At 38.8% G+C, this 26,510-nt stretch carries 26 protein-coding genes and 1 tRNA gene; 20 read left to right on the top strand and 7 right to left on the bottom strand.

Annotated features, from left to right (window positions below):
* Positions 1-39: 39 nt before the first annotated feature.
* A complete protein-coding gene (folK, locus tag CHB66_RS12760; RefSeq protein WP_245812729.1) occupies positions 40-564 on the top strand; it encodes a 2-amino-4-hydroxy-6-hydroxymethyldihydropteridine diphosphokinase in 525 nt (174 codons plus the stop codon).
* 17 nt (positions 565-581) lie between these two features.
* On the opposite strand, the gene fabD is transcribed toward folK, so the two are convergent.
* The 4 genes from fabD to CHB66_RS12740 form a co-directional block, all read right to left on the bottom strand.
* Positions 582-1,457: an ACP S-malonyltransferase gene (fabD, locus tag CHB66_RS12755; RefSeq protein ID WP_089241553.1), complete on the bottom strand. Its 876-nt coding sequence runs from the start codon at positions 1,455-1,457 to the stop codon at positions 582-584.
* A gap of 84 nt (positions 1,458-1,541) precedes the next feature.
* Entirely contained in the window at positions 1,542-2,171 is a 630-nt protein-coding gene (locus CHB66_RS12750; RefSeq protein WP_089241725.1) for a carbonic anhydrase, read from the bottom strand.
* Positions 2,172-2,217: 46 nt separating this feature from the next.
* Positions 2,218-2,628 carry a thiol-disulfide oxidoreductase DCC family protein gene (locus CHB66_RS12745; protein WP_089241551.1) on the bottom strand — a complete coding sequence of 137 codons (411 nt, stop codon included), beginning with the start codon at positions 2,626-2,628 and terminating at the stop codon, positions 2,218-2,220.
* On the bottom strand, positions 2,625-5,402 hold the full coding sequence (locus tag CHB66_RS12740) for a T9SS type B sorting domain-containing protein (RefSeq protein WP_089241549.1): 2,778 nt from the start codon (positions 5,400-5,402) through the stop codon (positions 2,625-2,627). The genes CHB66_RS12745 and CHB66_RS12740 overlap by 4 nt, the downstream gene beginning before the upstream one ends.
* 259 nt (positions 5,403-5,661) lie before the next feature.
* On the opposite strand from CHB66_RS12740, the gene CHB66_RS12735 reads away from it, so the two are divergent.
* The 7 genes from CHB66_RS12735 (at position 5,662) to CHB66_RS12705 (ending at position 13,175) form a co-directional block, all read left to right on the top strand.
* Positions 5,662-6,342, top strand: coding sequence for a succinate dehydrogenase cytochrome b subunit (locus CHB66_RS12735; protein ID WP_089241547.1), 681 nt, complete (start codon positions 5,662-5,664; stop codon positions 6,340-6,342).
* A gap of 48 nt (positions 6,343-6,390) precedes the next feature.
* Positions 6,391-8,325 carry a fumarate reductase/succinate dehydrogenase flavoprotein subunit gene (locus CHB66_RS12730; protein WP_089241545.1) on the top strand — a complete coding sequence of 645 codons (1,935 nt, stop codon included), beginning with the start codon at positions 6,391-6,393 and terminating at the stop codon, positions 8,323-8,325.
* A 28-nt stretch (positions 8,326-8,353) separates the two neighbouring features.
* On the top strand, positions 8,354-9,103 hold the full coding sequence (locus tag CHB66_RS12725) for a succinate dehydrogenase/fumarate reductase iron-sulfur subunit (protein ID WP_089241543.1): 750 nt from the start codon (positions 8,354-8,356) through the stop codon (positions 9,101-9,103).
* A gap of 208 nt (positions 9,104-9,311) precedes the next feature.
* The gene (locus CHB66_RS12720) at positions 9,312-10,736 is read left to right on the top strand and encodes a sodium:solute symporter family protein (protein ID WP_089241541.1); all 1,425 of its coding nucleotides are present in this window, start codon (positions 9,312-9,314) and stop codon (positions 10,734-10,736) included.
* A gap of 10 nt (positions 10,737-10,746) precedes the next feature.
* Positions 10,747-11,187 (top strand): GNAT family N-acetyltransferase, encoded by a 441-nt coding sequence (locus tag CHB66_RS12715; RefSeq protein WP_089241722.1) that lies wholly within the window; start codon positions 10,747-10,749, stop codon positions 11,185-11,187.
* Positions 11,188-11,393: 206 nt separating this feature from the next.
* Positions 11,394-12,467: an alanine racemase gene (locus CHB66_RS12710; RefSeq protein ID WP_089241539.1), complete on the top strand. Its 1,074-nt coding sequence runs from the start codon at positions 11,394-11,396 to the stop codon at positions 12,465-12,467.
* A 105-nt stretch (positions 12,468-12,572) separates the two neighbouring features.
* The gene (locus CHB66_RS12705) at positions 12,573-13,175 is read left to right on the top strand and encodes a porin family protein (RefSeq protein WP_089241537.1); all 603 of its coding nucleotides are present in this window, start codon (positions 12,573-12,575) and stop codon (positions 13,173-13,175) included.
* Between the two features lie 176 nt (positions 13,176-13,351).
* Here CHB66_RS12705 and ruvC read toward each other — a convergent pair whose 3' ends face one another.
* A complete protein-coding gene (ruvC, locus tag CHB66_RS12700; RefSeq protein ID WP_089241535.1) occupies positions 13,352-13,930 on the bottom strand; it encodes a crossover junction endodeoxyribonuclease RuvC in 579 nt (192 codons plus the stop codon).
* 21 nt (positions 13,931-13,951) lie between these two features.
* Between ruvC and CHB66_RS12695 the strand changes: the two genes are divergently transcribed.
* The 8 genes from CHB66_RS12695 (at position 13,952) to CHB66_RS12660 (ending at position 20,856) form a co-directional block, all read left to right on the top strand.
* Positions 13,952-15,055, top strand: coding sequence for a glycosyltransferase (locus CHB66_RS12695; RefSeq protein ID WP_089241533.1), 1,104 nt, complete (start codon positions 13,952-13,954; stop codon positions 15,053-15,055).
* A 119-nt stretch (positions 15,056-15,174) separates the two neighbouring features.
* The gene (locus CHB66_RS12690) at positions 15,175-15,426 is read left to right on the top strand and encodes a hypothetical protein (protein WP_089241532.1); all 252 of its coding nucleotides are present in this window, start codon (positions 15,175-15,177) and stop codon (positions 15,424-15,426) included.
* Positions 15,427-15,435: 9 nt separating this feature from the next.
* A complete protein-coding gene (locus tag CHB66_RS12685; protein WP_089241530.1) occupies positions 15,436-16,647 on the top strand; it encodes a PP2C family protein-serine/threonine phosphatase in 1,212 nt (403 codons plus the stop codon).
* Between the two features lie 2 nt (positions 16,648-16,649).
* Positions 16,650-17,276, top strand: coding sequence for a polysaccharide deacetylase family protein (locus tag CHB66_RS12680; RefSeq protein WP_089241528.1), 627 nt, complete (start codon positions 16,650-16,652; stop codon positions 17,274-17,276).
* Positions 17,276-18,388, top strand: a complete 1,113-nt coding sequence (locus CHB66_RS12675; RefSeq protein WP_089241526.1) for a glycosyltransferase — start codon at positions 17,276-17,278, stop codon at positions 18,386-18,388. Before CHB66_RS12680 ends, CHB66_RS12675 begins: the two co-directional genes overlap by 1 nt.
* A gap of 147 nt (positions 18,389-18,535) precedes the next feature.
* Positions 18,536-19,315, top strand: coding sequence for a TatD family hydrolase (locus tag CHB66_RS12670; RefSeq protein WP_089241524.1), 780 nt, complete (start codon positions 18,536-18,538; stop codon positions 19,313-19,315).
* Complete coding sequence (locus tag CHB66_RS12665) at positions 19,312-20,391, top strand: asparaginase (protein ID WP_089241522.1); 1,080 nt, start codon at positions 19,312-19,314, stop codon at positions 20,389-20,391. Before CHB66_RS12670 ends, CHB66_RS12665 begins: the two co-directional genes overlap by 4 nt.
* Before the next feature lie 378 nt (positions 20,392-20,769).
* Positions 20,770-20,856, top strand: a tRNA-Ser gene (locus CHB66_RS12660).
* A gap of 220 nt (positions 20,857-21,076) precedes the next feature.
* Here CHB66_RS12660 and CHB66_RS12655 read toward each other — a convergent pair.
* Positions 21,077-22,486: a CotH kinase family protein gene (locus CHB66_RS12655; protein WP_170932493.1), complete on the bottom strand. Its 1,410-nt coding sequence runs from the start codon at positions 22,484-22,486 to the stop codon at positions 21,077-21,079.
* A 119-nt stretch (positions 22,487-22,605) separates the two neighbouring features.
* Positions 22,606-22,995: a helix-turn-helix domain-containing protein gene (locus tag CHB66_RS12650; RefSeq protein WP_170932492.1), complete on the bottom strand. Its 390-nt coding sequence runs from the start codon at positions 22,993-22,995 to the stop codon at positions 22,606-22,608.
* 138 nt (positions 22,996-23,133) lie between these two features.
* Here CHB66_RS12650 and CHB66_RS12645 point away from each other — a divergent pair, with 138 nt between their 5' ends.
* The 4 genes from CHB66_RS12645 to CHB66_RS12630 all read left to right on the top strand — a co-directional run bounded on the left by CHB66_RS12645 (position 23,134) and on the right by CHB66_RS12630 (position 26,494).
* Positions 23,134-23,985 (top strand): TraB/GumN family protein, encoded by an 852-nt coding sequence (locus tag CHB66_RS12645; RefSeq protein ID WP_089241516.1) that lies wholly within the window; start codon positions 23,134-23,136, stop codon positions 23,983-23,985.
* 10 nt (positions 23,986-23,995) lie between these two features.
* Entirely contained in the window at positions 23,996-24,487 is a 492-nt protein-coding gene (locus CHB66_RS12640; protein WP_089241514.1) for an RNA polymerase sigma factor, read from the top strand.
* Positions 24,474-25,076, top strand: a complete 603-nt coding sequence (locus CHB66_RS12635; RefSeq protein ID WP_089241512.1) for a hypothetical protein — start codon at positions 24,474-24,476, stop codon at positions 25,074-25,076. The genes CHB66_RS12640 and CHB66_RS12635 overlap by 14 nt, the downstream gene beginning before the upstream one ends.
* Before the next feature lie 215 nt (positions 25,077-25,291).
* The gene (locus tag CHB66_RS12630; RefSeq protein ID WP_089241510.1) at positions 25,292-26,494 is read left to right on the top strand and encodes a retropepsin-like aspartic protease; all 1,203 of its coding nucleotides are present in this window, start codon (positions 25,292-25,294) and stop codon (positions 26,492-26,494) included.
* Positions 26,495-26,510 lie beyond the last annotated feature (16 nt).

Here is a 26,510-nt window from a genome sequence, read left to right as displayed (position 1 = left end):
TAATTCTAATTAAGCTCCTAAAATACTGTAATTTTATTTATGGATAAACAGACCATGGGATTAATTCAAAAGAATACTGTTGTATTGATCATAGGGGGCAATATGGGAGATCGAGTGCAATTGATAGCAGAGACTACCAATAAGCTTATCGATAGGGTAGGTTCTTTAAATAAAAGCTCCTCCATTTATGAAACAGCCGCTTGGGGAGGGAATTCTGAAGGCGCCTACCTCAATCAAGTTTTGGTTTTGGATACAAGCTTATCGCCAAATCAATTATTAGAGACTATCCAAAATATCGAAAATGAATTAGGGAGAGTTAGGGGAGAGAAATGGGGAAATAGGACCATGGACATTGATGTTTTGTACTATAATGATTTGGTTATTTCTGAAGAACATTTAAAAGTACCGCACTCTTATTTACCAGAGCGAAAGTTTGTGTTGATACCATTAGCTGAAATACTTCCAGATCAAATACATCCTATTTTAAAACTAAGTAATCGTGAATTATTAACACGATGTCAAGATGAATCAAGTGTGGATATTTATCAAAAAAGCCCGACCTGAGACCGGGCTTTTTACTTTTAGATGCTGGATACTTCAGCTTCCTTGTGGATTTTTTTGACAAGACCTTGAAGGACTTTTCCTGGACCGCACTCTATGAACTCTGTAGCACCATCAGCGACCATTTGTTGCACAGACTGTGTCCATTTCACCGGAGCGGTCAATTGAGCAATTAGGTTCTTTTTGATTTCAGCAACATCGCTGATACCAGTTGTACTGACATTTTGATATACAGGGCAAGAAGGTTCGTTGAAAGTCGTATTTTCAATGGCAGCTTGTAGTTTCTCTCTTGCAGGCTCCATCAGTGGAGAGTGAAATGCTCCTCCAACTGGAAGGGGAAGAGCTCTTTTGGCGCCCGCCTCTTTCATTTTATCACAAGCAATTTCTATCCCTTTATTTGAGCCCGAGATTACTAACTGACCTGGGCAATTGTAATTGGCAGCAACGACTATCTCACCATCTATGGAAGCACAGATTTCTTCCACTTTTGCATCTTCTAACCCAAGGATTGCAGCCATTCCAGATGGATTGATTTCACAAGCCTCTTGCATAGCAAGTGCTCTCTGATAGACTAATCTTAATCCGTCCTCAAAAGCAAGCGTGCCATTGGCAACTAGGGCCGAAAATTCCCCTAAAGAGTGACCAGCAACCATATCTGGCTTGAAGTTTTCACTCGTTTTAGCTAAGATGACGGAGTGCAAAAATATAGCAGGTTGTGTGACCTTTGTTTGCTTCAAGTCCTCGTCCGAACCCTCAAACATGATATCTGTGATACTAAAGCCTAAGATTTCATTGGCTTTTTCAAACAACTCTTTTGCAATTGGATTGCTTTCATACAAGTCTTTTCCCATTCCTGAAAATTGGGCGCCTTGTCCCGGAAAAACATATGCTTTCATTCTTTTCTAATTTGAAATTATGGACAAATATATCAAAAAAAGAGAAGCCATTCTCTGAATCCCTTCTCTCTGATTTATCTAAACTTATGCTTCATAGAAAGTGACCTCCCCACTTTCTACGTTGTATATACCTCCAACGAGCTTGATTTTCCCTTCATTGACAAGTTGTAAAATAATGTCACTGCGCTCCATGATTTCTTGCATGGCATATTTAACATTCAACGTGGTGACATTCTCTACAAAAGATACATTTGACCCTGTTCTTTGATCTAAAGGAGTTACGGTCTCTTGGTTGATAGCAGGTTTAATTTTATGAAGCAAATGTGTAATATTCCCATCCCTGATTTGGCTGCAGGCACTCGTGATAGCGCCACATTTGGTATGACCTAGTACCAAAATCAACTTTGATCCAGCATATTTGACTGCATATTCCATGCTGCCAAGGATATCTTCGTTGACCACATTACCTGCCACTCTTGCGCTAAAAACATCTCCAAGTCCTTGGTCAAAAATCAATTCTACAGAAGTTCGAGAATCTATACAGCTTAGAATGATGGCAAATGGAAACTGTCCTTCAGAAGTGTCATTGACCTGTTGGAGCAAATTTCTATTGGTTCTAAGGTTATTGATAAACCTCTCATTTCCCTCTTTTAAATAGGCTAAAGCTTCTTCAGGGGTAAGGTCTGACTGGGTTATTTTGGTGTGAACTCTCATCTTTTCATAATAAATAACCCCATTTTTTGCTGGATTTGTCAAGAGGTTATTGAATAAACTTACTTTTTTCTTCTTCTGTGGGTAATCTGCAGGTTTCTTTTTTCCCAAACCACTTGTATCGATTCCTTGCTATCCAATCATAAATGGGGTCTCGAAGTATTTTTGGAAAGATAATAAATCCATAGAGCATTGGCCAAAAGCCACTGAGATTTTTTGAAATAAGTAAAGCTGCGGTACTTTTATAATATACTTTGTCACCATCTATCAAGACCAAGGAATCCAAATATTCAGAGTTGATGGTATAATCTTCTAGAATTTCTTTGACTTGCTTGTCTTGTAATGCACCTACTTTAAATCTATTCTTTTTGTCTTTTCTGATAATGAAATCCACAGCATTGTTACAAAGATTGCAGACTCCATCAAATAAAACTAGTTTGTATTTGTCTTGAATGCTCATCGGATAATTTGTACGGTTCCTTTCATTTTCTGCTCTCTGAGGGCAGGATCGAAGGCATCGAAACGAACAACTGCATTGTAGAAGTATGTCCCTGCAGGTAGCTCTTTTCCATTTTTGTCTCTTCCATCCCATCTGATGTAAATGTCAGATTCATTGGCCGTAAACGAATTGTAGCTAAAGACTTCTACTCCCCATCTGTTGACAATGAAGATTTCCACTCCTTCCACAAATCTTGGACATTTTGCAAATGGATTATCAAAGGCCATGAATGTATCATTAGCTCCATCCCCGTTAGGAGTAAAGGCATTTGGTAGTTCATAATAAGGGCAATTATCTACACAGACGATATTACTCGGATCACTTTCGTTCCCTGAGCGGTCTACAGCTGTCAAGTAATAGCAGCCTTTGTATGTCGGTAAGTTGATTATTCTAGCGGTATTACTGATAGCGGGGTATGTTTGTAGTAAGGTAAATTCGCCATCCTCACCCTCGGCACTGAAATAAAGTCTGTAGGCACTTAATTCATCATCGCATTCACCAGTAAAGTCACCTTCCCAGCTTAGGTTATGCTCAAAAGAGTTGAATCCACATGGCTTGTCAGCCAAAAACTCACTACATTCAGGCCCTTCAAATGTCAAAACAGGAGGGCAAGGCAAGCGGTCGTCGTCTGGCCTTGCGCAGATGATTTGAGATTTATTTTCCAATGGATAAGTCAATAAGTCTACATTGTAAGAGCCTTTAGTAACAACGTAATAGCAGTATTCGATTTCTTTTCTCAAAGGAACACCATTGTGACTGCCATCATCAAAATAAGTGAATCCATCAGAAATCACATCTACTTCTGCTATCAGTGAAAAGGTATCTGCATCTTGAGCATTAGCATCAGTTCTATTCCTATACACTTCGTGTTTGAATTCCGAAGTGGCATTGTTCCACGGAACTGTAAATGACCAGTTCAACTCTATGGCTTCATTGATGATAACTGGTTCTAGTCTCACGCTTGAAGCCGTACTTGAGCTATCGATTACTGTGTTATTTTCACGTAGGATTACTTTATAGTTGTAGACCAAGTTTTCCGTATTCAAACCTGTATCTGTGAATAAGGTGTCAGAAGTTGTAATGACGGATTGCCTGCTTTGATTTCCTGTAAAGCCTACATTTCTTATTAATTCATAAGTGAATGGTCCAGGGAATTGCTCGGAATCAATATCATAAGGAGGAGTCCACTTGATGAAAATCTCACCATTTTCTATATCCGTATTTTCAATACTTACATTGGTAATCAAGGGTACATCCACATCCACTGTCACACAAAACTCCTCAGAAACAATACTCTCTCCCAATCTCGGCGCTGGGAAGGCTGCCACGAGTCTGTAACAATAGGTATTGCCTGGAGCAAGGCCTTCTCCACCATTTGTGTCTAAGAAATTAAAAGTACCCATATTAGTAGTTCCTACCAGTTCATATCCAGCCCTGATTCCTGTCTCACAAGAATCTGGCTCGTATGGGTCACTATTCAGCCTTCTCCATACTTGCATAGTCTCAGCAGTGCTACCACAAGTATATGGATCCCACCTGATGTCTACAGACCGACCTTGCTCTTGCACGATATCATCAATGACCGGCGGAGGTCCTATTACTTTGATGTTCCATGTTCGGATATCTACCAATGCAGGACCTGATCTAGGTTGATCTGTAATTCTAATTCTTACTTGATACTCTCTTTCTCTTACATGACTACATACTGTTTGCCAATTGAAATTGACTATGCCTGGACTAGGTTGAAACACGGATACAGGTGAATAAGATGCTGGCGAGGATGATATTTCTATCGGGTCACCGAAAACCTCAATTTTGATAGGATCTCCATCAGGATCTGAGCCTTGGATGATCTCTTCGATATTAGTCCCCGCTACCACACAAAGGTCATCGGGCAGGATCAATTCAGGTCTTTGGTTGTTGGTGTTTTCAATGATGATTTGCATATCACGCACCACATAGCCTATCAATCTAAACTGCCCATCTATTTTCCTGTATTCTTCAATTCTAAAGGCTACATTATATTGACCTGCTAATCCTGGCGCATCCCATATTAAGTCACCCGTTCTTGGATCCAAGGTTAAAAATGGCGGGGTGCCTCCATCTTCTCTATTGAAGCTAAATTCTGATGAAGCAGGGCTTCTGTAATTATTAACAGCTCTTTGAAAATCTTGCTTAGGAATATCCATGGAATAGGCCAAGCTATCTCCATCAGGGTCATATGCGCCTGGGTTGTGGATATATCTGATATTGACACCACCATTATCTACAGGCGGAATGGTCAATACGGGGGAATTATTTACCCCAAAAAATGGATCAATTCTAATCATGGTTTCTACATAGAAAGGCGTATCTACGGAATTATCCATGTTTAAAGTATTATCATTTCTATTAAATTCCTTGAAACGAATAATGTATTCGCCAGGACCTTGATAGGTATGGGTAATGACAAAAGTATTTTTTTCTATTTGGTTACCCAATGCTTCTGTCACAACAAAATCACTTTCGGTGTTCAATTGAACTTCCCTGCCATCACCAAAATTGATGCTCCCTGGTCCGAATACAACGTTGGAACGGGTATCAGTGTAACCGACCACAGTGATTCTATAGGTGAGTGTTTGGGTAGATACTCTCTCGGCGATGATCTCCCCGGCACGGATGTGTGTTGCCGAAGCTTCTTGGGAGATACAGAGAACTAGCGCCAAGAAGGATAAAAGTAAATATTGAATTTTCATGGATGCCTTTCTTATAGTTGACAAGATATACGAAAATAACTAAAGGATGGAGAATTTATTACCTAATATGAAACAATAAAATTAGACACTTGGTTACTAAATCAAATTAATTCACCCAAAAGAGGCCTATTTTGAGGCTCTATTTAGAACGTTTTAAAATAAGTTCAAACGATTGCGCTTTGATTGTTTGCTAAACTTTCCACGTGTAAATTTGAGCCCAAAGTATAATCTGTAAACATTCTACATCTAATCAAAAAATATGAGCTGGGTATCTAAGACCTTAAGTAGCACATTGGGCCAAAAATTATTGATGGCTCTCACTGGATTATTTCTAATTTTATTCTTGGTAGTACATTTAGCAGGTAATCTTCAGTTATTGTTCCCTGATGGTGGGGAATCATTCAATAAGTATGCAGCCACCATGGCTAGCAATCCTTTTATCAGAGTAGTTTCTATCGGAAACTTTGCCTTTATCCTCCTTCACGTCATCTACTCTGTCATCCTATCTAGAAGAAACAAGCAATCCAGACCGGTTGCTTATGCTGTTTCTAAGGCGTCTACCAACAGTGTATGGGCATCTAGAAACATGGGGATTTTGGGTACCATCATTTTGATTTTCTTAATCGTCCATCTAAAGGGATTCTATTATGAAATTAAGTTTGGTTCAGTTCCTATGACTTCTTATGAAGGAGTGGAATTCAAGGATGTGTATGCCATCGTTGCAAATGCCTATGGCAACATACTTTATGTGGCATTTTATGTTTTGAGTATGGGCTTCTTAGCCTTCCACTTATCACATGGTTTTGCGAGTGCATTTCAGACCTTGGGTTTGAATCACGTGAAATATTCTCCATTGATCAAGAAAGTTGGTTTGGGTTTTTCGATTTTGATACCCGCTTTATTTGCATTGATACCCTTGGTGATGTTTTTTCAAAACTAGTAGCCAGTTTAGTAGTTAATTAAATGAGAAATTAAAATCAAAAGATCGATGATACTTGATTCCAAAATACCAGAAGGCCCATTGGCTGAGAAATGGACCAAACATAAATTCAATGTCAAGTTGGTCAACCCTGCCAACAAAAGAAAATATGATGTGATCGTAGTAGGGACAGGCCTTGCCGGAGCCTCTGCTGCTGCATCACTTGCAGAACTTGGGTACAATGTGAAAGCATTTTGTTTCCAAGATAGCCCAAGAAGGGCGCACTCAATCGCTGCTCAAGGAGGTATCAACGCCGCCAAAAACTATCAAAATGACGGCGATTCTGTTTACCGATTGTTTTATGATACTATCAAGGGTGGTGACTATAGAGCTAGAGAAGGCAATGTGTACCGACTAGCTGAAGTTTCGGTAAATATTATTGACCAGTGTGTAGCTCAAGGTGTTCCTTTCGCACGTGAATATGGCGGTCTTTTGGCCAACCGTTCATTTGGTGGAGCACAGGTTTCTAGAACTTTCTATGCCAAAGGACAGACAGGTCAGCAATTGCTTTTGGGTGCCTATTCTGCTTTGAGTAGACAGGTAGCCAACGGTAAAGTAAAGCTTTATCCAAGAACTGAGATGATGGATGTGGTGATGATCGATGGTAAGGCCAGAGGGATTGTTACCAGAAATCTAATCACAGGAGCTATTGAATCACACAGTGCGCATGCGGTATTACTTTGCACCGGTGGATATGGAAATGTATTTTTCCTTTCTACCAATGCGATGGGATCCAATGTGACTGCTGCATGGAGAGCGCACAAGAAAGGTGCTTTCTTCTCTAACCCATCATTCACTCAGATTCACCCAACTTGTATTCCTGTTTCAGGTGATCATCAGTCTAAATTGACATTGATGTCTGAGTCATTGAGAAATGATGGTAGAGTATGGGTACCTGCGACAGTGGAGACTGCAGAGAAATTGAGAAAAGGTCAGATCACCGCAAATGATATCAAGGAAGAAGATAGAGATTACTATTTGGAGAGAAAGTATCCTTCATTTGGTAATCTCGTACCGCGTGACGTGGCTTCTAGAAATGCCAAATATGTATGTGACGAAGGTAGAGGGGTAAACGAGACAGGAGAAGCTGTATTCTTAGACTTTAGAGATGCCATCAGAAGAGATGGTAGAAATGTGATCGAGGCTAAGTATGGTAACTTGTTTGACATGTACATGCAAATCACTGGTGATAACCCATACGAGGTACCGATGATGATCTATCCTGCAGTTCACTACACTATGGGTGGACTTTGGGTGGACTATAATTTGATGACCACTATCCCTGGTCTGTATGCACTTGGAGAAGCCAACTTCTCTGATCACGGCGCCAATAGACTTGGAGCCTCAGCATTGATGCAAGGTCTTGCAGATGGTTATTTTGTTATTCCATATACTATTGGTGATTACTTAGCATCTCATTCTGCTGAAAGGATTCCAACCGATCACCCTGAGTTTAAGAATGCAGAACAAGAAGTAAGTGATAGACTTCAAAAGCTATTGAGCATAAAGGGCGAGAAGACTGTAGATTATTTCCATAAGAAGCTTGGTAAGATCATGTGGGATTACTGCGGTATGGCCAGAACAGAAGAAGGCTTGACTAAAGCGAAGGCGATGATCAAAGAATTGAAAAAAGAATTCTGGACCAATGTGAATGTGTTAGGTTCTAATGAAGAGTTGAATCTTTCATTGGAAAAAGCAAATAGAGTATCTGACTTCTTGGAACTAGGAGAGTTGATGGTAGATGATGCACTTCACAGAAATGAATCCTGTGGAGGGCACTTCAGAGAAGAATACCAAACTCCTGAAGGTGAAGCTCTCAGAGATGATGAAAATTTTGCATATGTAGCAGCCTGGAAATATTTGGGTGAAGGACAGGAAGAGGAATTACACAAAGAGCCTCTAGTGTTTGAAAATGTGAAGTTGACCCAAAGAAGTTACAAATAATTGAAAAAGTATTAAACTCATCTGAGCTATGAATTTAACCTTAAAAATCTGGAGACAGAAAAACAACGCCGACAAAGGTGGTTTTAAAGAATATAAAATTTCTGACATTTCTAAAGACATGTCATTCCTTGAGATGTTGGACGTATTGAACGAGAACTTATCCGAAAAGGGAGAAGATCCTGTTCACTTTGATCATGATTGTAGAGAAGGGATATGTGGTATGTGTTCATTGTACATCGACGGTAAGCCTCACGGTCCGCAGCAGACGACCACTTGTCAGTTGCACATGAGATCTTTCAATGATGGTGATGTGATCACGATTGAGCCTTGGAGAGCAAAACCTTTCCCAGTGATGAAGGATTTGGTAGTAGATAGATCTGCATTCGATAGAATCATTCAAGCTGGTGGTTATGTATCAGTGAACACAGGTGGTGTACCTGATGCAAATGAAATTCCAATTCCAAAATCAATTGCTGACTTAGCAATGGATGCTGCTCAGTGTATCGGATGTGGTGCTTGTGTAGCTGCTTGTAAAAATGCTTCTGCAATGCTATTTACTTCTGCTAAGGTTTCACAATTGGCATTATTGCCTCAGGGACAAGTAGAAAGAAAAATCCGTGCAGAGAAAATGGTGGCACAAATGGATGCAGAAGGATTCGGAGCATGTACCAATACAGGTGCTTGTGAGGCAGAATGTCCAAAGGGTATTAGTATTACCAATATTGCGAGAATGAACAGAGAATATTTCTCAGCAGTAGTCAGCAGTGATAGTTTGTAGAAAGAATCAAGAAAAGTATACAAAAAGAGCCGGCAAGTCCGGCTCTTTTGTTTTTAAATTATTCCATGGGATTATTGTAAGTCTAATTTTTAATATTTTGGTAATTTTTCAATTAGATTCCCATATCCTTTTAGCCCCCATTGAGATTGCGTATCTTTAAGATTATATCTAATTTGAATTTTAGCTAATTAAATAAGAAAGGGAGCTCATGCATTACATCGACCTGGGCATTTTTGTCGGGTACATGTTGGTCATGTTGGGAGTAGGCTACTACTTCATGCATCAGAATAAAAATCAAGATGATTATTATGTCGGTGGACGCAATATTGGCAGCTGGCATATCGGGCTGTCGGTGGTGGCTACTGATGTAGGAGGAGGTTTCTCTGTTGGCTTAGGTGGCTTAGGTTTTGTGATGGGGCTCTCAGGAAGTTGGATGCTCTTTACTGGATTGTTGGGTGCTTGGTTAGCTGCTGTTTTTTTAATTCCAAGAGTTAAGCAGGATCAGGCATTTGGAGGGTTTTATACATTTCCTCAGATTATCAATTTTCTATTTGACAAAAAAGCAGGTCTTGTAGCGGCAGCGATCTGTTTGATAGGCTACTTAGGTTTTACATCTTCCCAGCTCCTTGCAGGAGCGAAATTAGCAGCAGGGACATTCGAGGTATTAAGCATCACCCAAGCACTTTGGATCATGGGTGTGATTGCTGTAGTCTACACTGTACTGGGAGGGCTCAAAGCTGTGATCTACACGGATACGGTGCAATGGATCATCCTAATGCTTGGATTCATCTTTATTGGGCTACCTGTGGCTTATTATCATGTGGGTGGTTGGGAAGTAATCCGACAGACATTGCCACCTGAATTTTTTACCTTAACCAATTTGACTTGGCAGGATTTTGCCAACTGGGGAATTACCATTTTGCCAATTTGGTTTATTGGTATGACCTTATACCAAAGGATTTTTGCTAGCAGAGATACAGCTTCAGCTAAAAAAGCATGGTTTATCGCTGGTCTTTTCGAGTGGCCGATCATGGCTTTTATGGGAGTGTCTTTGGGATTACTTTCTCGTGTGGCATTTGAACAAGGCCTTTTGATTTTCGATGTAGAGAATTTAGATCCGGAGATGGGGCTTCCTGTTTTGCTGAGAACTATTCTTCCATCGGGGATTCTAGGTTTGATGATGTCAGCATATTTCTCAGCGGTATTGTCTACAGCTGATTCTTGCTTGATGGCAGCCTCGGGGAATTTAAGTACGGATATATTTGGGGGTTGGCTCAATCGAAAATCAGAGAAAATTCAAATTCGCTATTCGCAACTATTCACATTGATTTTGGGAGCCATTGCACTATTTGTGGCTTTGCAAATGACCAATGTACTAGACTTGATGCTATATTCTTATGCTTTTATGGTGTCAGGTCTTTTGATTCCAGTTTTGTTTGGCTTGTTCTCTTCGAAGAAAGATCCTTACGCCGCCTTGACTGCCATGCTGTCGGGAGGAGCTGTAACTGCTGGCCTTGGAATCCTTGATGTTGGCCTACCTTTTGGATTAGATCCAAATTTTTTCGGTGTTTTTACGTCTTTAGCAATGTATTTGCTTGTATACTACGGTAGAAAATCGATTCATTCAAAATAAAATTATAAATATGCTTAAAATTGAAACCCTATCAGCACTCGATCATGCAACTTACCTTCAGAAAAAAGAGATAGCAGATTTTCTTTTTACGCACCTAGAGCAATATGGAGATCCCATAGATGACATCATGAAATGTCTTGATTATGCACTCGATCAGGCTGTCGATAAAGGAGGTTTCTCTGTGATGGCTAGAGAAAATAATCAAATAGTGGGCGCAGTGGTGATGAATAAAACAGGCATGTCAGGTTATATTCCAGAGAATATTTTGGTGTATATTGCTGTAGACGCTTCTCAAAGGGGTAAAGGAGTCGGTCAGAAGTTAATGAAAACAGCAATTGATATGGCCAATGGTGACATTGCACTTCACGTAGAACCAGATAATCCAGCTAGAAAGCTTTATGAAAAACTAGGATTTACAAATAAATACCTTGAGATGAGGTTGAAAAAGTAAGACTAATTAAAGGTGCAGAGCTAAAAGACTCAAATCCAATGATGCAAGTTTATTAGAGGTTAATATCCATCAAAATCTCGTTTTCTGTACCAAATCTAACCTGACTGCATAGGGCTAATATCCATATATATCGGGAATAAGCTAATTCAGCTTTTCATTCAATTATCTGAAAAACTCCAAATATCCATTAAAACCATCTTTAAATCATGGCATTTTTAAATTTACATAAAGGAAAACTTAAAGAAAATTTCGATTACCTCAAGAATATCTTCGAGGAGGAAAATATTTCTTGGGGAGTTGTATCCAAGCTTTTCTGTGGTAATCGAACTTATTTGAAAGAATTGGTCGACTTAGGTGTCAGAGAAATTCATGACTCAAGAATCAGCAACTTGGCCAAGGTCAAAGAAATCAATTCAGATATACAGACGGTATATATCAAGCCAGCATCTAGAAGGAATATACCAAAAATGGTCAAATACGCTGATGTCAGTCTTAACAGTGAGCTCACCACTATCAAATGGATCAGTGAGGAAGCGGTCAAGCAAAACAAAAAGCATAAGATCATCATCATGGTAGAAACTGGGGATCTTAGAGAGGGTGTTATGGGTGATCACTTGATTGATTTCTATGCGAAAATTTTTGAGCTACCAAATATTGAAATCGTTGGCTTAGGGACTAATCTCAACTGTCTTAATGGTGTGATGCCCTCTGCTGATAAGTTGATTCAACTTTCCCTTTATAAGCAAATCATAGAATTGAAATTCAATAAAAAGATTCCTTGGGTATCAGCTGGAACTTCGGTGACTATTCCGCTTCTGCTGCACAAGCAATTACCAAAAGGCGTAAACCACTTCAGAGTGGGCGAGACGCTTTATTTTGGTGTTGATCTTTTTGAGGAGAAGGTGATAGAAGGGATGAATGGAGACGTTTTTGAACTTTTTGCTGAGATCATTGAGATGCAAGAAAAGCCCCTATTGCCATCTGGCTCCCTAGCAGCCAATCCCCAAGGCGAAGTAGTGGAGATAGATGAAAGTCTTTATGGTAAAACATCCTACCGAGCAATCTTAGATATTGGTTTGTTAGATGTGGATCCAAAGTATCTTATTGTAGAGGATGGGGAATTAGAAATTTTGGGTGCCAGCTCAGATATGATCATTCTCAATCTTGGCCTTAATCCAAAAAAGTATAAAGTAGGTGATACAGTCAAGTTTGGATTGAAATACATGGGAGCCTTGAGTATCATGAACTCCAGTTATGTGGATAAAAAGATAAGTTACTAAAGTAAAATTATTGGAGTAGTTTAAGTTCGATTTTTCAACCTTCTTGCTTTTTTTTGGCATGGTCTTAGAGTAATAGAAAGTATAAACCAACTATTATTTATTACTATGAAAAAATCCATTTTATTATTTGCAGTATTTGCATTCTTCGCTTTAGAAATCAATGCACAGAATTATGATAGAAATGATGCAATTGGAGGATTCGGTATCAGGGGTGGTGCTAATTTTTTCAATTTCGGAGGGTCTGATGCTTCCAATAATGATTACGACAATCGAGTAGGATTTCACGGTGGTCTCTATACCAATATTTTCTTAGGTTCGAGAATTGCACTAGAGCCTGGAGTGTATTATTCAATCAAGGGTACGCAAAATGATGATTTCGCTAACAGTAGAGCGATTTTAAATTATGTGGATGTACCTTTATTGCTAAGACTCTATGTTACTGATGGATTGAATATATTTGGAGGTCCACAAGCTTCATTCTTGACTGGATCTAAGTTCGAGGGTGATTTCTTCGGATCTTCATTCAGTTATGAAACTGATGCCATCACCAAAACTGATCTAGGTTTTGTCGTGGGCGTAGGTTATAACTTACCCAAAGGATTGAATATCCAAGGTAGCTATGATTACGGAACTTCTCCAGTATTCAAAGATTCAGATGCCGCTATATATAATAGAGGTTTCAAGTTGTCTCTTGGTTACAGTTTCTAAAATATATTAAACCAGTAAAAAACCGCTCTAAGAGCGGTTTTTTTATTTGATATTATGCTTCTCTATTATAAAGTTTAATTCATAGGTTTTGTCGATTGCTACTGGTTAATGCCAATAACATATATAAGCTTTTTTAAATTTTCACCAAAGTAATTGTAAAATTTTTAAGAGGTATATTATAATCCTTTCACTCGGTCTGGGTTTTCTTCTAAAAATGATTTCCAACCAGCCGTCCTTCCCCTAGACTGAATCCTACCGTCGTGGAAATGATGACAGAGTGCCACTGCCAATGCATCAGTTCCATCTAGGAGTTTTGGTAATTCTTTGATGTTTAATAGGGTTTTGAGCATCTCAGCCACTTGTTCCTTGGAAGCATTTCCATTACCCGTGACGGACTGCTTTACCTTCTTTGGAGAATATTCCGTGATCGGGATTTCTCTTGCCAATGCCGCTGCCATGGCCACGCCTTGCGCCCTGCCTAATTTGAGCATGGATTGAATGTTTTCTCCATAGAAAGGCGCTTCAAGGGCTACTGAATCGGGATTGAATTCATCAATGATTCCAGTGACCCTTTCAAAAATCTTTTTCAGCTTCAATTCATGTGTGCTATACTTCTTGAGATGGATGACGCCAAATTGTAACAAGCTGTACTTTTTGCCTTCAATCAGGATCAAACCATAGCCCATTACATTGGTACCCGGGTCAATTCCTAAAATTATTTTTTCCTTTGGTGCTTTTTTCTCTTCTTTACCCATCGCTGCAATTTAATTCAATTCATGATAACATTGGCTCTTTTTGTTGGGATAGTTTATGCTGTTTCCTTGCTATTACTCGCGACAGAATGGAAGAGCGAGCTGGTTAATCCTAGTACAAATTCTTCCCATCAATCACTTAGCCTGTTGATTCCTTTTAGAAATGAAGCAGATAATTTACTTAGAATTTTTACGTCTATCGAGCAATTAGATGTAGAGCATTTGCAGGTAGTTTGGATCAATGACCACAGCGAAGATTACTCCGTAGAAAGACTATCAGCTTTGGTCGAAAAGTCAACAAGCAGATTTGATCACTTGATAATAGAATCAAAAGGGAAAGGGAAGAAGGCCGCTTTAGAATCGGGTATCCAAATCGCTCTTGGTGAGATCATACTGACTACAGATTCAGATTGTGTTTTGCCTAGATTTTGGTTACAAGAGATGCTCCATGACTTTCAAAATAGTGAAATACAACTCATCTCAGGTCCTGTGATGACCAAGGGTGGGGATTCTTTTTTTTATAAGTTTCAACAAATTGATTGGGCAAGTATCTTATTAGTCTCCAATTTTTCCATTAGAAGAGGACAACCTTTGATGTGTAGTGGAGCAAACTTAGCCTACAGAAAAAATGCTTTTATCGCCGTAAACGGTTATGCTGGAAATAGAGAAGTAGCCTCAGGAGATGATGAGTTTCTACTCAAAAAGATTACTGCCAAATATGGATCATCAGCTGTGAGTTATCGAAATGGTTTGGATTGTTTGGTCCTAACTAAACCCCAAACAGATTGGAAGTCTTTATTTGAACAAAGGGTTCGCTGGGCATCCAAATGGAAGTATCATGATACAAATCACGCTTTTTCTTCTTTTATACCAGCCATATTTCAACTGTTCTGGCTGAGTAGTTTTTTTCTGACCTTTATTGATTTTACCAATGGGCTGATAGCTTTGGGTATACTCTGGTCTTTGAAAATATTTTCAGAATGGATTGCATTGGGCAAGGTATTGAAGAGTTTCAAATATGAGCTGCCAATACAGATTTATTTAAAGACAAGTTTGATTCATCCTTTTTATGTTATCTATACGGTAGTCAAAGCATTAAAAGGAAAATATAAGTGGAAAGGTAGGTGATGACAATAATTTCAATATTCACTTAGCATTTAAACTAGCTTTATACTTTATCTTAAATTTTCTAAATTAACCTTATTGAATCATCAAAAAGCCATAATTTAGCAATTATATACATCAATATGACAGACAGGGAATTTGATTTGATTGACGAACTGTACTTTGTACAGCATTATACTTACCTGAAGGAGGTGCTGGGTTGGGAGGATGAAATACTTCTAAGTACCTTGCAATCCCTTTTTGAAAAGGAATATATCAAATGTCTCAAAGAACCAGATTTGGAGATCTTCAACAAGATAGATTTAATAGAGTCCGGTAAAGAACTCTACTTCCTAGCTAGCAAAAAAGGATTAATGAACCACCATGCACTATAATAAAACCCCTTGACTTCAGAAACGCTCAAATATCAAAGAAAAGAATTGGAATTGAAGGCTTTGCTGGAGATCACACAAGCCATCAATGAAAATAAAACTTCTTCTGTTCTCTTAAATATATTCAAGTTCACCTGTTTGGTGCATTTGAATATCAGGTCTATGATCCTCTATGTAGCAGATCAGGAAGGGTATGCCCAAAGTATAGCACATGGAATCAAGGCTAGGGTTCCCGATAAAATCCCTTTGGATAGTGTAAAAGATGATAAGGAAAGCGGAGCCTTGAATATCCTCGTGGAGGAAGGGTATTCCTTTGCCGAATTGGAGACATATCTACCGGTCTATCATAAGGATAAAATGCTCGCTATTCTTTTTCTCAAAAAGAAAGATGATGCCCTAGAATTAGACCTTGATTTCACACAAGCGTTGACCAATATCTTGGTGGTAGCTTTGGAGAATAAGCGCTTTGCAAGAAGGCAATTAGAGCAGGAGCGCTTGAAGCGGGAGGTAGAAATCGCCTCCAATGTGCAGAGAATGCTTTTTCCCGCCAACCTACCCCAAGGAGGAAAGCTTAAAGCAAAAGTGACCTATATTCCTCACTCTACGGTAGGGGGAGATTATTATGACCTTATTAGAAAATCAGAAGATGAAGTTTTCTTTTGTATAGCTGATGTATCGGGAAAAGGTATGCCGGCAGCTTTGTTGATGTCTAATTTTCAAGCGGCATTAAGAACTTTGCTTAGAAGCACCTCAGATTTGAAGATGATCGTTGAGCAACTGAACTACACCATTTTTGAAAACACCAATGGGGAGAAGTTCATCACGTTCTTTTTAGGGTATTACAATTACAAAAGCAGAGAGCTTACCTATATCAATGCAGGTCATAATGCGCCTATTTTGTGCTGGGAAGGAGAGATGCGTAGCGAAAAGCTAGGAGCTGGCACCACCATTCTTGGGGCTTTTGAAGAATTGCCCTTCATGGAAGTCGGGCATCGTGCGCACTTGAAAGGTTTTAGTATCCACCTCTATACAGATGGCTTGACGGAGAGTTTCAATGATGCAGGAGAAGAGTATGGAGATGAGCGTTTTGAAAAATATATCAAAACTCAACTTTGCGTAGATCCTGAAATTTTTCACAAAACCTTTTTTGAGGAATTAGATAGATTTTCCAATGGGGAAGAGCGATCTGATGACATCACTTTAATGAGCCTTAGATTTCAATAAGCATGATCATCCACCACATTCCCTCTTTCTTTCCTGAGATTTTCAATGAAGTCACTTGGAATCGAGATAGGAAAGTCAATAAAATCTATTTGACATTTGACGATGGGCCCGTACCTGGAGTGACAGATTTTGTTTTAGAGCTTTTGGAAAAGAGGAGGATGAAAGCCACGTTCTTTATGGTGGGAGACAATGTCCGTAAACATCCCGAATTGGCCAAGGCTGTACTGGCGCAAGGCCATGGTATTGGCAATCATACTTTTCATCATGTCAATGGTTTCAAAACAGCAGATGGACTTTATCTTGAAGAAATAAAGGCTTGCCAAGATATTATCAAAGAGACTTTGGATATAGAGGTTAGACTTTTTCGCCCTCCTTATGGGAGGATTAAGAAAAGTCAATTCAAGCAAATTGATGCCTCCATGGAATTGATCATGTGGGATGTCTTGACAGGGGACTATGATCAGCGGCAATCACCAGAAAAATGTCTGAAAAAATCCATCAAATACACACAGAATGGATCGGTAATTGTGTTTCACGACCAACAGAAATCATTTCCGATCTTGAAAATTATGCTAGATGATTATTTGTCATATCTTCAAGATGCAGGTTTTGAAACAGCTATATTATAATGGTCGCAATAGAACTTATTGGTGTGATGCTTTTACTTTGCCAAAATTTATTTTTGGTTGTTTTTTTACGAACCAATTTCAGAACCTACCATAAAAAGGAAGTCCAAGAACTTCCCCAAATCAGCATCCTCATCCCCGCAAGAAATGAAGCTGCCATTATTTCTCAATGCTTGCAAGAGCTTGAGCAGTTGGATTACCCTAAAGAAAAACTACAAATTATCCTCGGAAATGATCAGAGTACTGATGACACCGCTGAAATCATTCAAGAATGGGTAGCAAACAAGCCTTATGCTTCCTTGATCAATATTGTGCCAACAATAGCAGAAAGAACTCGACAAATTAATGGCAAAGCTAATGCTTTAGCACAGATGGGAAATTTTACTACAGGGGATTACCTGTTATTTACCGATGCAGATTGTAGTGTGCCCGCTTCATGGGCCAAAGAAATGATTAGAGCAGCACAGTCTAGCGATCAGGTGGGCTTTGTGACAGGGGTGACTACGGTACGACCTCTAGACTTTTATGCAAAGATGCAAGATTACGATTGGCTCTTTACGCTAGGAATGGTCAAGGTCTTGTCTGATCTAGGATTGTCAGTGACGACCATGGGCAACAATATGTTGGTTGCCAAAAAAGCCTACGATGCCGTAGGAGGGTTTTCTGGGCTCAAATTCTCTCTAACGGAGGATTTTGAAATCGCACAGTCAATTCAGAAAAAGGGCTTCAAAGGTATTCATCAGGTAAGCTATCAAAACCTTATTGTCACCCAAGCCCAACCCAATCTCTTTAGCCTACTGGAGCAACGAAAACGCTGGATGTATGGCGCGATGAAGCTGCCTCTGACCATCAAAGCTCTTTTAGCATTACAGGCACTTTTTCTTCCTTTGGTAATCTTACTAATTGTCAATTATACATTTTTGGGCTGGTTATTTTGGTTGACCAAATGGTCCATTCAGTCTTATTTTATTTACCTATTCAAAAGGAAAATTTCACAAGAGGTGAGCCTCTTTGCTTTGTTCTTTTTTGAAATATATTATTTATTTACAGCTTGGACGACCATACTTTATTATTTTTGGCCATCCAAAACAAACTGGAAAGGAAGAAAGTATTGAAGTGTGAAGGAGTCTTAAAGAGTTAGAAAGTTGGAATGTTTAAAAGTTATAAAGTTATTGTTCTTGAATAGCAGGTGCTTTCAAATCACCCGCTCAATCCGATATAAAAACTCCCCGATTTCCCGGGGCTAAAATCTATAATCCTCAATGCCTCAATTCTCAGATACTCACGCACACATATATTCTAGTAAATATGAATCAGACCGAGAGGAGGTGATTCGAAGAACCTTTGAATCAGGTGTAAGTAAGATCTACATGCCCAATGTGGATGTGGAGACCATCGATGCCATGCTGGAAGTAGAGTTGAATCACCCTGATCGATGCCACCCCATGATGGGACTACACCCTTGTGATGTCAAAAAGGATTTTGAAAAAGACCTTTACATCATGGAAGACTGGATCAATAAGCGAGAGTTTGCTGGGATAGGAGAAACAGGCTTGGACCTATATTGGGACAAAACCTTCTTTGAGCAACAAAAGGAAGCCCTCAGGATTCAAATACAATGGGCAAAAGACAAGGGATGGCCAATAATTCTCCACTGTAGAGAGTCTATGGACGAAACAATCGCCATCATACAAGAAATGAAAGATGAGCGGTTGAGAGGGATATTCCATTGTTTTACAGGTACAACTGAGCAGGCGCAAACAATCATTGACCTAGGTTTTCTTCTTGGAATTGGAGGTGTGTCTACTTACAAAAATGGTGGACTTGATAAAGTACTTCCTGAGGTAGGCTTAGCACATCTTGTCTTAGAAACTGACGGCCCCTATCTTGCACCAATACCCCATCGGGGAAAGAGAAATTCCCCAGAATACATCCCCATCATCGCCCAGCGAGTAGCAGACCTTTGCAAATCTAACCTAGAGGAGGTTTGTAGAATTACCGAAGCAAATACCCAAAATATCTTTCATCGTTTTCAGCCATGAATTATAAAATTGTAAGATTGAATACCGCTGCAAAAAGCGAAATTACATCCTCCGTATTGATTATTTATACTGGGGGAACCTTAGGGATGGCATATGACGAAAGTGGCTCCCTTGTTCCCTTTAATTTTGGTCAGATTTTAGAGAAAATCCCTACTCTGACTAGTATGAATGCGGCGATTACAGTCATTTCCTTTCCAGAACCTATAGATTCCTCCAATGTCAACATGCACCATTGGGTGGATATGGCTTATATCATTTATGAGAATTATGATAGCTACGATGGTTTTGTCGTGCTGCATGGGACAGATACCATGGCTTACTCCGCTTCTATGATGAGCTATATGCTTCAAGGCTTAAGTAAGCCTGTGATCTTTACAGGAGCCCAGTTGCCCATCTCTGCTATGCGCTCTGATGCTAGGGAGAACTTGATGACATCCTTAGAGATCGCGACAGCCAAAGCCAATGGGAAGCCTATAGTGCCCGAAGTCTGTATTTTTTTCAATCATATGCTTCTGAGGGGAAATAGATCCAAGAAAGTTCAAAGTGTGCATTTTGATGCCTTCGAATCGGAGAATTATCCTCCCTTGGCTGAATCGGGGATTGTGATTGATTATAATTATGCTGCGATCAAGCCTTTTGAAGAGGGTAAAAAACTCAAGTATTTCAATGAATTGGACAACAATGTCATGGTGCTTAAGCTTTTTCCAGGTATTACCCAAAATATCATGGACAGTTGCTTTGCGACCAAGGGATTGAGAGGGGTAGTCTTGGAAACTTATGGTTCTGGAAATAGCCCAAGTGAGCGATGGTTTATTGAGTCTTTGGAAAAAGCCGTCAAAAAAGGACTGATTATCCTCAATGTGTCCCAATGCAATGGTGGAAGAGTGATCCAAGGCAGATATGAAACAAGTAAAGATCTGAAGCGCATCGGTGTACTTAGTGGAGGTGATATCACCACGGAGGCTGCCATCACCAAATTGATGTTTCTCCTCGCAAATGAAAATAGCGACTCCGAAATCCGAAGAAAGCTTATCCAACCCATAGCAGGAGAGATGTCCTTGACCGCTCAGGTTTAAGTTAAGCTAATCAAGAAATAAGGTAATATTTATCAGTTATAAAGGAGAAATACGGGTTACTAAAAATTTGAAATACCCAAAATCTGATAAATGTCCCAATCTCCTAATCTCACAATAACTAAACCCTAATCCCCAATTTCCTGATGAATTGTGTAATCGTGTAATCGATTAGAATTTTACACAATTAATCAATTACCCAGTTACTCAATTACTCTTCCAATCTCCTAATAACCAATAACCAATGACTAATCCCTAATCCCCCAATAACTAATCCCTAATCCCCTAACCTCCAGTCGGATCCAATCTTAAGCGAAGAAAAAATAGGCCAATGTTTGCTTAGGGGTTATTTTATAATTTTCTTTGCACTCCGATTCAACTAGAGAGGTGTCCGAGTGGTTGAAGGAGCACGCCTGGAAAGCGTGTATACCCGTGAGGGTATCGAGGGTTCGAATCCCTTCCTCTCTGCAAAATAAAGTCCTAACTTACTGTAAAATAGCGGGTTAGGATTTTTTATTAAGGAAGGGAAGATTTCAAGGAAGGAATAACTGTGCTGATGGTAAATTTAATTAAAAGTGGCAGCTGGATTATTGAACATTATGTATATCCGCTTGATCATTTCGTTTTATTTAGTTTCTGGTGTAATTGCGTATAATCATGTTACACATATTTTAAAAAGTAAAGTGTTTCAAAAATTCCCAATTTCAGAATCCATCCAATTGGCTCTTTCCATCAAATATGACTTCAACTCTTCAATCGCTTGATCATATGGTCTTGCGCCGGGGATGTTCCACTTTTCATAATTGCGCGCTACAGCACCGTTACTTTGTAGATATTGAGAGGCATTTTCAACAAGCTGAGTTAATCTTGAGTTACTTAAGACACCTGATCTGAAATTCATCCAACGTATTTTAAGGACTTTTCTGAATTCAGGATCTTCCAATAATCGATTCCACCAAAATGGCATCATCCAAGCATCTTGTGCGACATAACTGTTATAATTAATCACCCAATCATTGATGGGAATTCTATCAGTTTCGTCAAAGCCTATATTCATATCCCATACCGGACCCATCGAAAGTTTTTCATTTCGGTCTTTTACCAAGTATGTACTCAACCTATAGGCATCTACGTTTCGGCATAGCTCGTTGATAATGAAATAATCGACAAAGGTTTCAATGTTAATAAAATCAGCATAAGTCCTTTCGCCTTTATCAAAATCATCAGTGATCAAGGCTGTCTCAAAATCATACATGTATTGCGCTATATAGCTCTTTTGCGCTTCGGTGATGTTTCTGTCTTTTGGGTATTCATATAAAAAGTAAGTTTCTAAGTGTTGGTTTTGGTGGTAGGGGGGGTGGAACGGAGGGAAGGTGATTTTGTTTTTGAATATATCGTATTGACTCCTGAAGCTATTTTGCTCGGTATACCTAGCATCATCATCCCAATTGTTGTAAAAATAAGATAAAGGTTTGCCAATACCTGCATCCCCTATGGACACCTTGTCTATTGTCAAAATATAGCCTCCTGTTAAATTTGTAGATGTAGCATTCAATGACTTGATATCAATTCTCTGGCTATCCCTTTTTAATTTTTCACAGAAATAATAAACACCTTGGTATTCTCCATTGACTTCTAATTCTACAAACACACCCCTGCTGGCATATTTTCCTATACTTCTTGAAAGTTCGTAGCCTATATAATTGTAAAGCATACTTTGATCCCAAATGTAGCCATTACTTTTGTTTACCACTTGACCGATAAGTCGCCAATCTTCCTCTGCTGGCATGCCAAAAAAGGAAACGTCCACTCCTTCGCCTGAAGCATCTATCGTTTCAAAGTTAAAACCTTTCTTATCTGATAATCTAAAGGAAGTTTTACCTCTAAATTCTATATCTATGCGTTGGGTTTGCACCAATTTTTTGTTTTCATAGATTTTCAATTGAGCAGGCACGCCTGGTTCATAAGGAATAGAAGCACCTTGCGTATCAATAACGAGGTATGGGATCTCGCTATCTTTGGTATCTATGGCAAATACCTGTCCATCATCTCCTTTGGGGATAGCTGTAAGGTCAAGCTTTTCTTGACATCCTATCAAAATTAGGATAAATATGCTAAGATGTATTAATTGAAAGAAAGGGGAGGGGGGCCGGTAAGATTTCATAAAACCTTTGTTATGTATGTTATAATAAGTTTCGTATGTAATAAGTCGTAATATTATTGTTTAGACCATCCATCCAGTAATCCAGATTTGATTTCTGTGTAATTTTTCAAAAACAACAGCAGTAATATAATAGCCAACAATATCTTCCAATGTTTTCCTATAAGCTTTTTTAAATCTTTGATCAGTTCTCTCATCTCGGTGGTATTAATGTTTAGTGATATGTTATAAACTTTTTGGGAAGGCATCTCTTGAATAGTATCTTCTTTTTTTAGATCAATGGATAGCGCTTTTTCTAACTGTTGAAGTGAGTAACTGCTAGGTTGTACTTCATCTTTTTCTATCCGTTGGATAGTTCTAAGCGAAACTCCTGTTTTTTCAGCCAGCTGACTTTGTGTTAAATTTTGTACAGTTCTGACTTTTTTGATTTGTTCCCCCAAATTCATTTGCAAATTTATTAATACCTGAATTTTAAAAATATGACATTTGGGTGACATCTGTATGACATCAATATTTTTTTTTAGAGATCATGTAATAATTTGTCTATCATCTACACTAATGAATAAAAACAATAAAAAACCTCTATGAAAAAGTACGTATTCATTATCGCAAGCATTTTCTTTATTTTCAATGTCCAAGCACAAGAAAGCACCTTATTATGGAAGGTGAGTGGGAATGGTCTAGAGTCACCTTCCTACCTATTTGGCACCATGCACATCTTATGTGATCAAAGTATTGTGGAAAAGCCCAGTTTCCAAGAAGCACTGTCCCAAAGCAAGTATTTGGTAATGGAGTTGAATCCTGCTAACCCGGAAATTATGCAAGAGATGCAGCAATTAGCTGTAAATCCAGGATTTGAAAATATCTATACTGATCTACCGGAAGAGGATTTTAAATTATTGGACACGTATCTCTCCAGCAAGTTTGGGGCAGGATTAGCTCAAATGGGCGTATTGAAGCCATTTACATTGACTTCTATGGTGACGATGGGTTTCTTGGACTGTGAGGAGCCTTTTAGTCTGGAAACTCATTTGGCAGGTTTTGCAACTGAAAAAGAAATGCCTGTGATTGATTTAGAGACAGCTGCCTTTCAGGTGGGAATCTTTGATAATATTCCCGTAGATTTTCAAATTCAAGAAATCATCCGATCATTGAAAGATGATGCAGGAAAGAAAGAGTTAGACCAAATGATGGAGATTTATGTATCGGGAGATCTTGAGCGTTTATATGGCTTTATGAAAACAAGTGATTTGATGAATCAATATCAAGCAGAGATTCTAGACAACCGAAATAGGGCATGGGTACCAACCTTAGAGGAATTATTTAAGAAAGGTACTTCGTTTGTGGCAGTGGGTGCTGGACATTTGCCGGGTAAACTAGGAGTGATCGCTTTGTTACAGCAAAAAGGATATTCGGTAGAGGCGGTTGCTTTGTAAAGCAAACCTTATGGATGAAAAAAAATTTCTACAACTCATCAATACGCATCAGGGAACAATCTTTCACCTACTGGGCCTTTATGTCCCTGACTCTGCCGATAAGGATGATCTCAAGCAAGAGATCATCCTTCAGGCCTGGAAAAGCAAAGATAAATTCCGGCAAGAGTCCTCTTTCAACACTTGGCTGTATAAGTTATCACTGTACACTATCCTTACTTCCAAAAGAAAGCAGGAGAAAATCCAACAAGTCAATATTGAGGCAGCGGAAAACCTTCCTACTATTGAAAAGCCTGAACAAAGAAAAGCAGACCTACTCTATGCCTGTATCGCAGGTTTGGATGATGTAAGCAAAACCATCATTACCATGCATTTGGATGGATTTTCCAATGCAGAGATAGCAGCCTTTTTAGGCGTTTCTATAAACAATTTGGGAGTAAAGCTGCACAGGATCAAAGAAAAAATAACCACTCATTTAAAAGCAAGCAATCATGGAGATAGATGACCTTTGGAGAGACATGAAGGAGGATAAGGGTATCCACCGAGAGACCTTGACTTTAAAAAAAGTGAATGAAAGTAAAAACCCAATAAAGATTTTACGGAAAAACTTACTGGCTAATCTGGTGTTTGGGCTGGTGATTTCTGTGGTTGGGATTTATTTGATGTTTCTTTTTCCTGCGATCAGCATACAAATATCATTGGGTGTATTAATTCTGGAATCTCAATACTTTCATTGGCAAATATATCAGCGCATAAGAGCATTTAATCAATTGCTGAAAAATTGGGATCAGCCTATCTTACAAACCTTACAGGACCAACTAACACTGACACGCAAAACACTGCGAATGATTGAAATCAGGTCAATGATTTTCTTGCCTTTGGCTTATTTGGCAGGTCTACTGGTTGGCGGGAGTGGAGATGGGGTTAGTGCTGATGAACTGATTATGAATGTGCCTTTTTTACTCAAAGGAATGGGTTTGGCTTTGTTGACCATGCCGCTGATTTACTTCCTTATGAAATGGATGCATAAGAAGGCATTTGGGGATTTTATTGAGCAGACGGAGAAAATACTCAAGGATATGGAGATCAGTTAATTGCAAGCCAAAAGTGGACACAAGCCGTTCATTATCGAACAGTATGATTACCTCAGGTAATCAAAATCAAGATTGGTTTTCATGGGAAATAGCGTTTTCCCTAGTTAATGATGCATTTCATTTACAGAAAATAATAAAAATAGAGTTTGGTCATATCCTTGAACATAAAGACAATCAATTAATAGATAATTAATCCTGTATAAAAAAAATACATCATGAAGAAAATTAAAATTAAACTGGCTCTTTTTACCTTGTTTGTTATCCTAGGGGTTAATTCAAGCATGGGCCAGGATAGCTTTTCATTCAATAAGGGAAATGCCATTATTGAAGATTATCTTACTGAAATCACTTTTGAAAATATCAACGGAAAGATCATATTACCTGTGACTTTAGATAATGAACCTTATAGGTTTATCCTTGACACTGGAGCCCCTACGGCTATTAGTGAAAGACTATCCAAAAAGCTTAATCCATCATCTATTTCAAAGATAACTATCACCGATATCAATCAACAGGCCGATTCATTAGCTTTGGTTAGGCTAAATAACATCGCTATTGGGCCAATTGAATTCAATGATATTCCCGCATTGGTTATTGAACCAAACGATATTTTCACCTGCCTTGGAGTAGATGGATTTATTGGGAGTAATCTTCTTAGAAATTCCGTAATTCAACTTAACGGTTTAACAAGCACACTTATCCTTTCAAGTAGTGAAAAATCGTTGAATATTAACCCAAAGAAAGCTTCGGATTTAGTTTTGGATGCTCAGAGTAGCCCATATATATCCTTAATTCTTAAAAATAAAAAGAAAGGAATTAAACATCAAGTGCTGCTAGACTTAGGTGTCAATTCCCTGTATGATTTAGCTTTACCTAATTATGAAGTATTCCAGCGCTATGATATTTTTGAACCTAAAGCCAGCTCCAAAGCAATCAATACGATGGGATTATTTGGCATGGCAAAAGAGGAGCTTCATCACAGGCTATTACTTCCAGAATTAGATTTGAATGGTTTTAAATTCAATAATATATTGGTAGAGACAACCCAAGGTAACAACTCAAGTATAGGAAGCAAGATTTTAGACTTGGGCCTGATTACAATAGATTACAAGAATAAAAAATTTTACTTCGACCCATTTAAGTCGGCTAAATTAAGTTCAGAGCATTTATACAAATTTCCCATATCCTATTTTCCTGAAAATAAGGGCTTGTATATTGGATCGGTCTGGAGTACTGAGCTTTCTGAAAAAATTTCAATTGGAGACCAAATACTCGCTGTGGATGGGGTGAGTTTTGCGTCTATAGACCTCTGTGATTTTATCAATTCAAACCCAATATTTCAAGATAAAGAGCGATTGATCATCACCACCGTCAATAAACAGGGTGAAAAAGTAGAAACAACGTTAGAGCGAAATTAATGGTGCTCAAAATCTC

Origin of the sequence: Belliella buryatensis, assembly GCF_900188245.1 — a bacterium.
Classification (GTDB): Bacteria; Bacteroidota; Bacteroidia; order Cytophagales; family Cyclobacteriaceae; genus Belliella; species Belliella buryatensis.
Note: the sequence above shows the minus strand (reverse complement) of the source record. Positions and strands in the feature narration are given on the sequence as shown.

What these genes read in the sequence shown, in the direction of transcription:
- folK (WP_245812729.1), top strand. Translation starts at nt 40, where the DNA reads ATGGATAAACAGACCATGGGATTAATTCAAAAGAATACTGTTGTATTG.
- fabD (WP_089241553.1), bottom strand. Translation starts at nt 1,457, where the DNA reads ATGAAAGCATATGTTTTTCCGGGACAAGGCGCCCAATTTTCAGGAATG.
- CHB66_RS12750 (WP_089241725.1), bottom strand. Translation starts at nt 2,171, where the DNA reads ATGAGAGTTCACACCAAAATAACCCAGTCAGACCTTACCCCTGAAGAA.
- CHB66_RS12745 (WP_089241551.1), bottom strand. Translation starts at nt 2,628, where the DNA reads ATGAGCATTCAAGACAAATACAAACTAGTTTTATTTGATGGAGTCTGC.
- CHB66_RS12740 (WP_089241549.1), bottom strand. Translation starts at nt 5,402, where the DNA reads ATGAAAATTCAATATTTACTTTTATCCTTCTTGGCGCTAGTTCTCTGT.
- CHB66_RS12735 (WP_089241547.1), top strand. Translation starts at nt 5,662, where the DNA reads ATGAGCTGGGTATCTAAGACCTTAAGTAGCACATTGGGCCAAAAATTA.
- CHB66_RS12730 (WP_089241545.1), top strand. Translation starts at nt 6,391, where the DNA reads ATGATACTTGATTCCAAAATACCAGAAGGCCCATTGGCTGAGAAATGG.
- CHB66_RS12725 (WP_089241543.1), top strand. Translation starts at nt 8,354, where the DNA reads ATGAATTTAACCTTAAAAATCTGGAGACAGAAAAACAACGCCGACAAA.
- CHB66_RS12720 (WP_089241541.1), top strand. Translation starts at nt 9,312, where the DNA reads ATGCATTACATCGACCTGGGCATTTTTGTCGGGTACATGTTGGTCATG.
- CHB66_RS12715 (WP_089241722.1), top strand. Translation starts at nt 10,747, where the DNA reads ATGCTTAAAATTGAAACCCTATCAGCACTCGATCATGCAACTTACCTT.
- CHB66_RS12710 (WP_089241539.1), top strand. Translation starts at nt 11,394, where the DNA reads ATGGCATTTTTAAATTTACATAAAGGAAAACTTAAAGAAAATTTCGAT.
- CHB66_RS12705 (WP_089241537.1), top strand. Translation starts at nt 12,573, where the DNA reads ATGAAAAAATCCATTTTATTATTTGCAGTATTTGCATTCTTCGCTTTA.
- ruvC (WP_089241535.1), bottom strand. Translation starts at nt 13,930, where the DNA reads ATGGGTAAAGAAGAGAAAAAAGCACCAAAGGAAAAAATAATTTTAGGA.
- CHB66_RS12695 (WP_089241533.1), top strand. Translation starts at nt 13,952, where the DNA reads ATGATAACATTGGCTCTTTTTGTTGGGATAGTTTATGCTGTTTCCTTG.
- CHB66_RS12690 (WP_089241532.1), top strand. Translation starts at nt 15,175, where the DNA reads ATGACAGACAGGGAATTTGATTTGATTGACGAACTGTACTTTGTACAG.
- CHB66_RS12680 (WP_089241528.1), top strand. Translation starts at nt 16,650, where the DNA reads ATGATCATCCACCACATTCCCTCTTTCTTTCCTGAGATTTTCAATGAA.
- CHB66_RS12675 (WP_089241526.1), top strand. Translation starts at nt 17,276, where the DNA reads ATGGTCGCAATAGAACTTATTGGTGTGATGCTTTTACTTTGCCAAAAT.
- CHB66_RS12670 (WP_089241524.1), top strand. Translation starts at nt 18,536, where the DNA reads ATGCCTCAATTCTCAGATACTCACGCACACATATATTCTAGTAAATAT.
- CHB66_RS12665 (WP_089241522.1), top strand. Translation starts at nt 19,312, where the DNA reads ATGAATTATAAAATTGTAAGATTGAATACCGCTGCAAAAAGCGAAATT.
- CHB66_RS12650 (WP_170932492.1), bottom strand. Translation starts at nt 22,995, where the DNA reads ATGAATTTGGGGGAACAAATCAAAAAAGTCAGAACTGTACAAAATTTA.
- CHB66_RS12645 (WP_089241516.1), top strand. Translation starts at nt 23,134, where the DNA reads ATGAAAAAGTACGTATTCATTATCGCAAGCATTTTCTTTATTTTCAAT.
- CHB66_RS12640 (WP_089241514.1), top strand. Translation starts at nt 23,996, where the DNA reads ATGGATGAAAAAAAATTTCTACAACTCATCAATACGCATCAGGGAACA.
- CHB66_RS12635 (WP_089241512.1), top strand. Translation starts at nt 24,474, where the DNA reads ATGGAGATAGATGACCTTTGGAGAGACATGAAGGAGGATAAGGGTATC.
- CHB66_RS12630 (WP_089241510.1), top strand. Translation starts at nt 25,292, where the DNA reads ATGAAGAAAATTAAAATTAAACTGGCTCTTTTTACCTTGTTTGTTATC.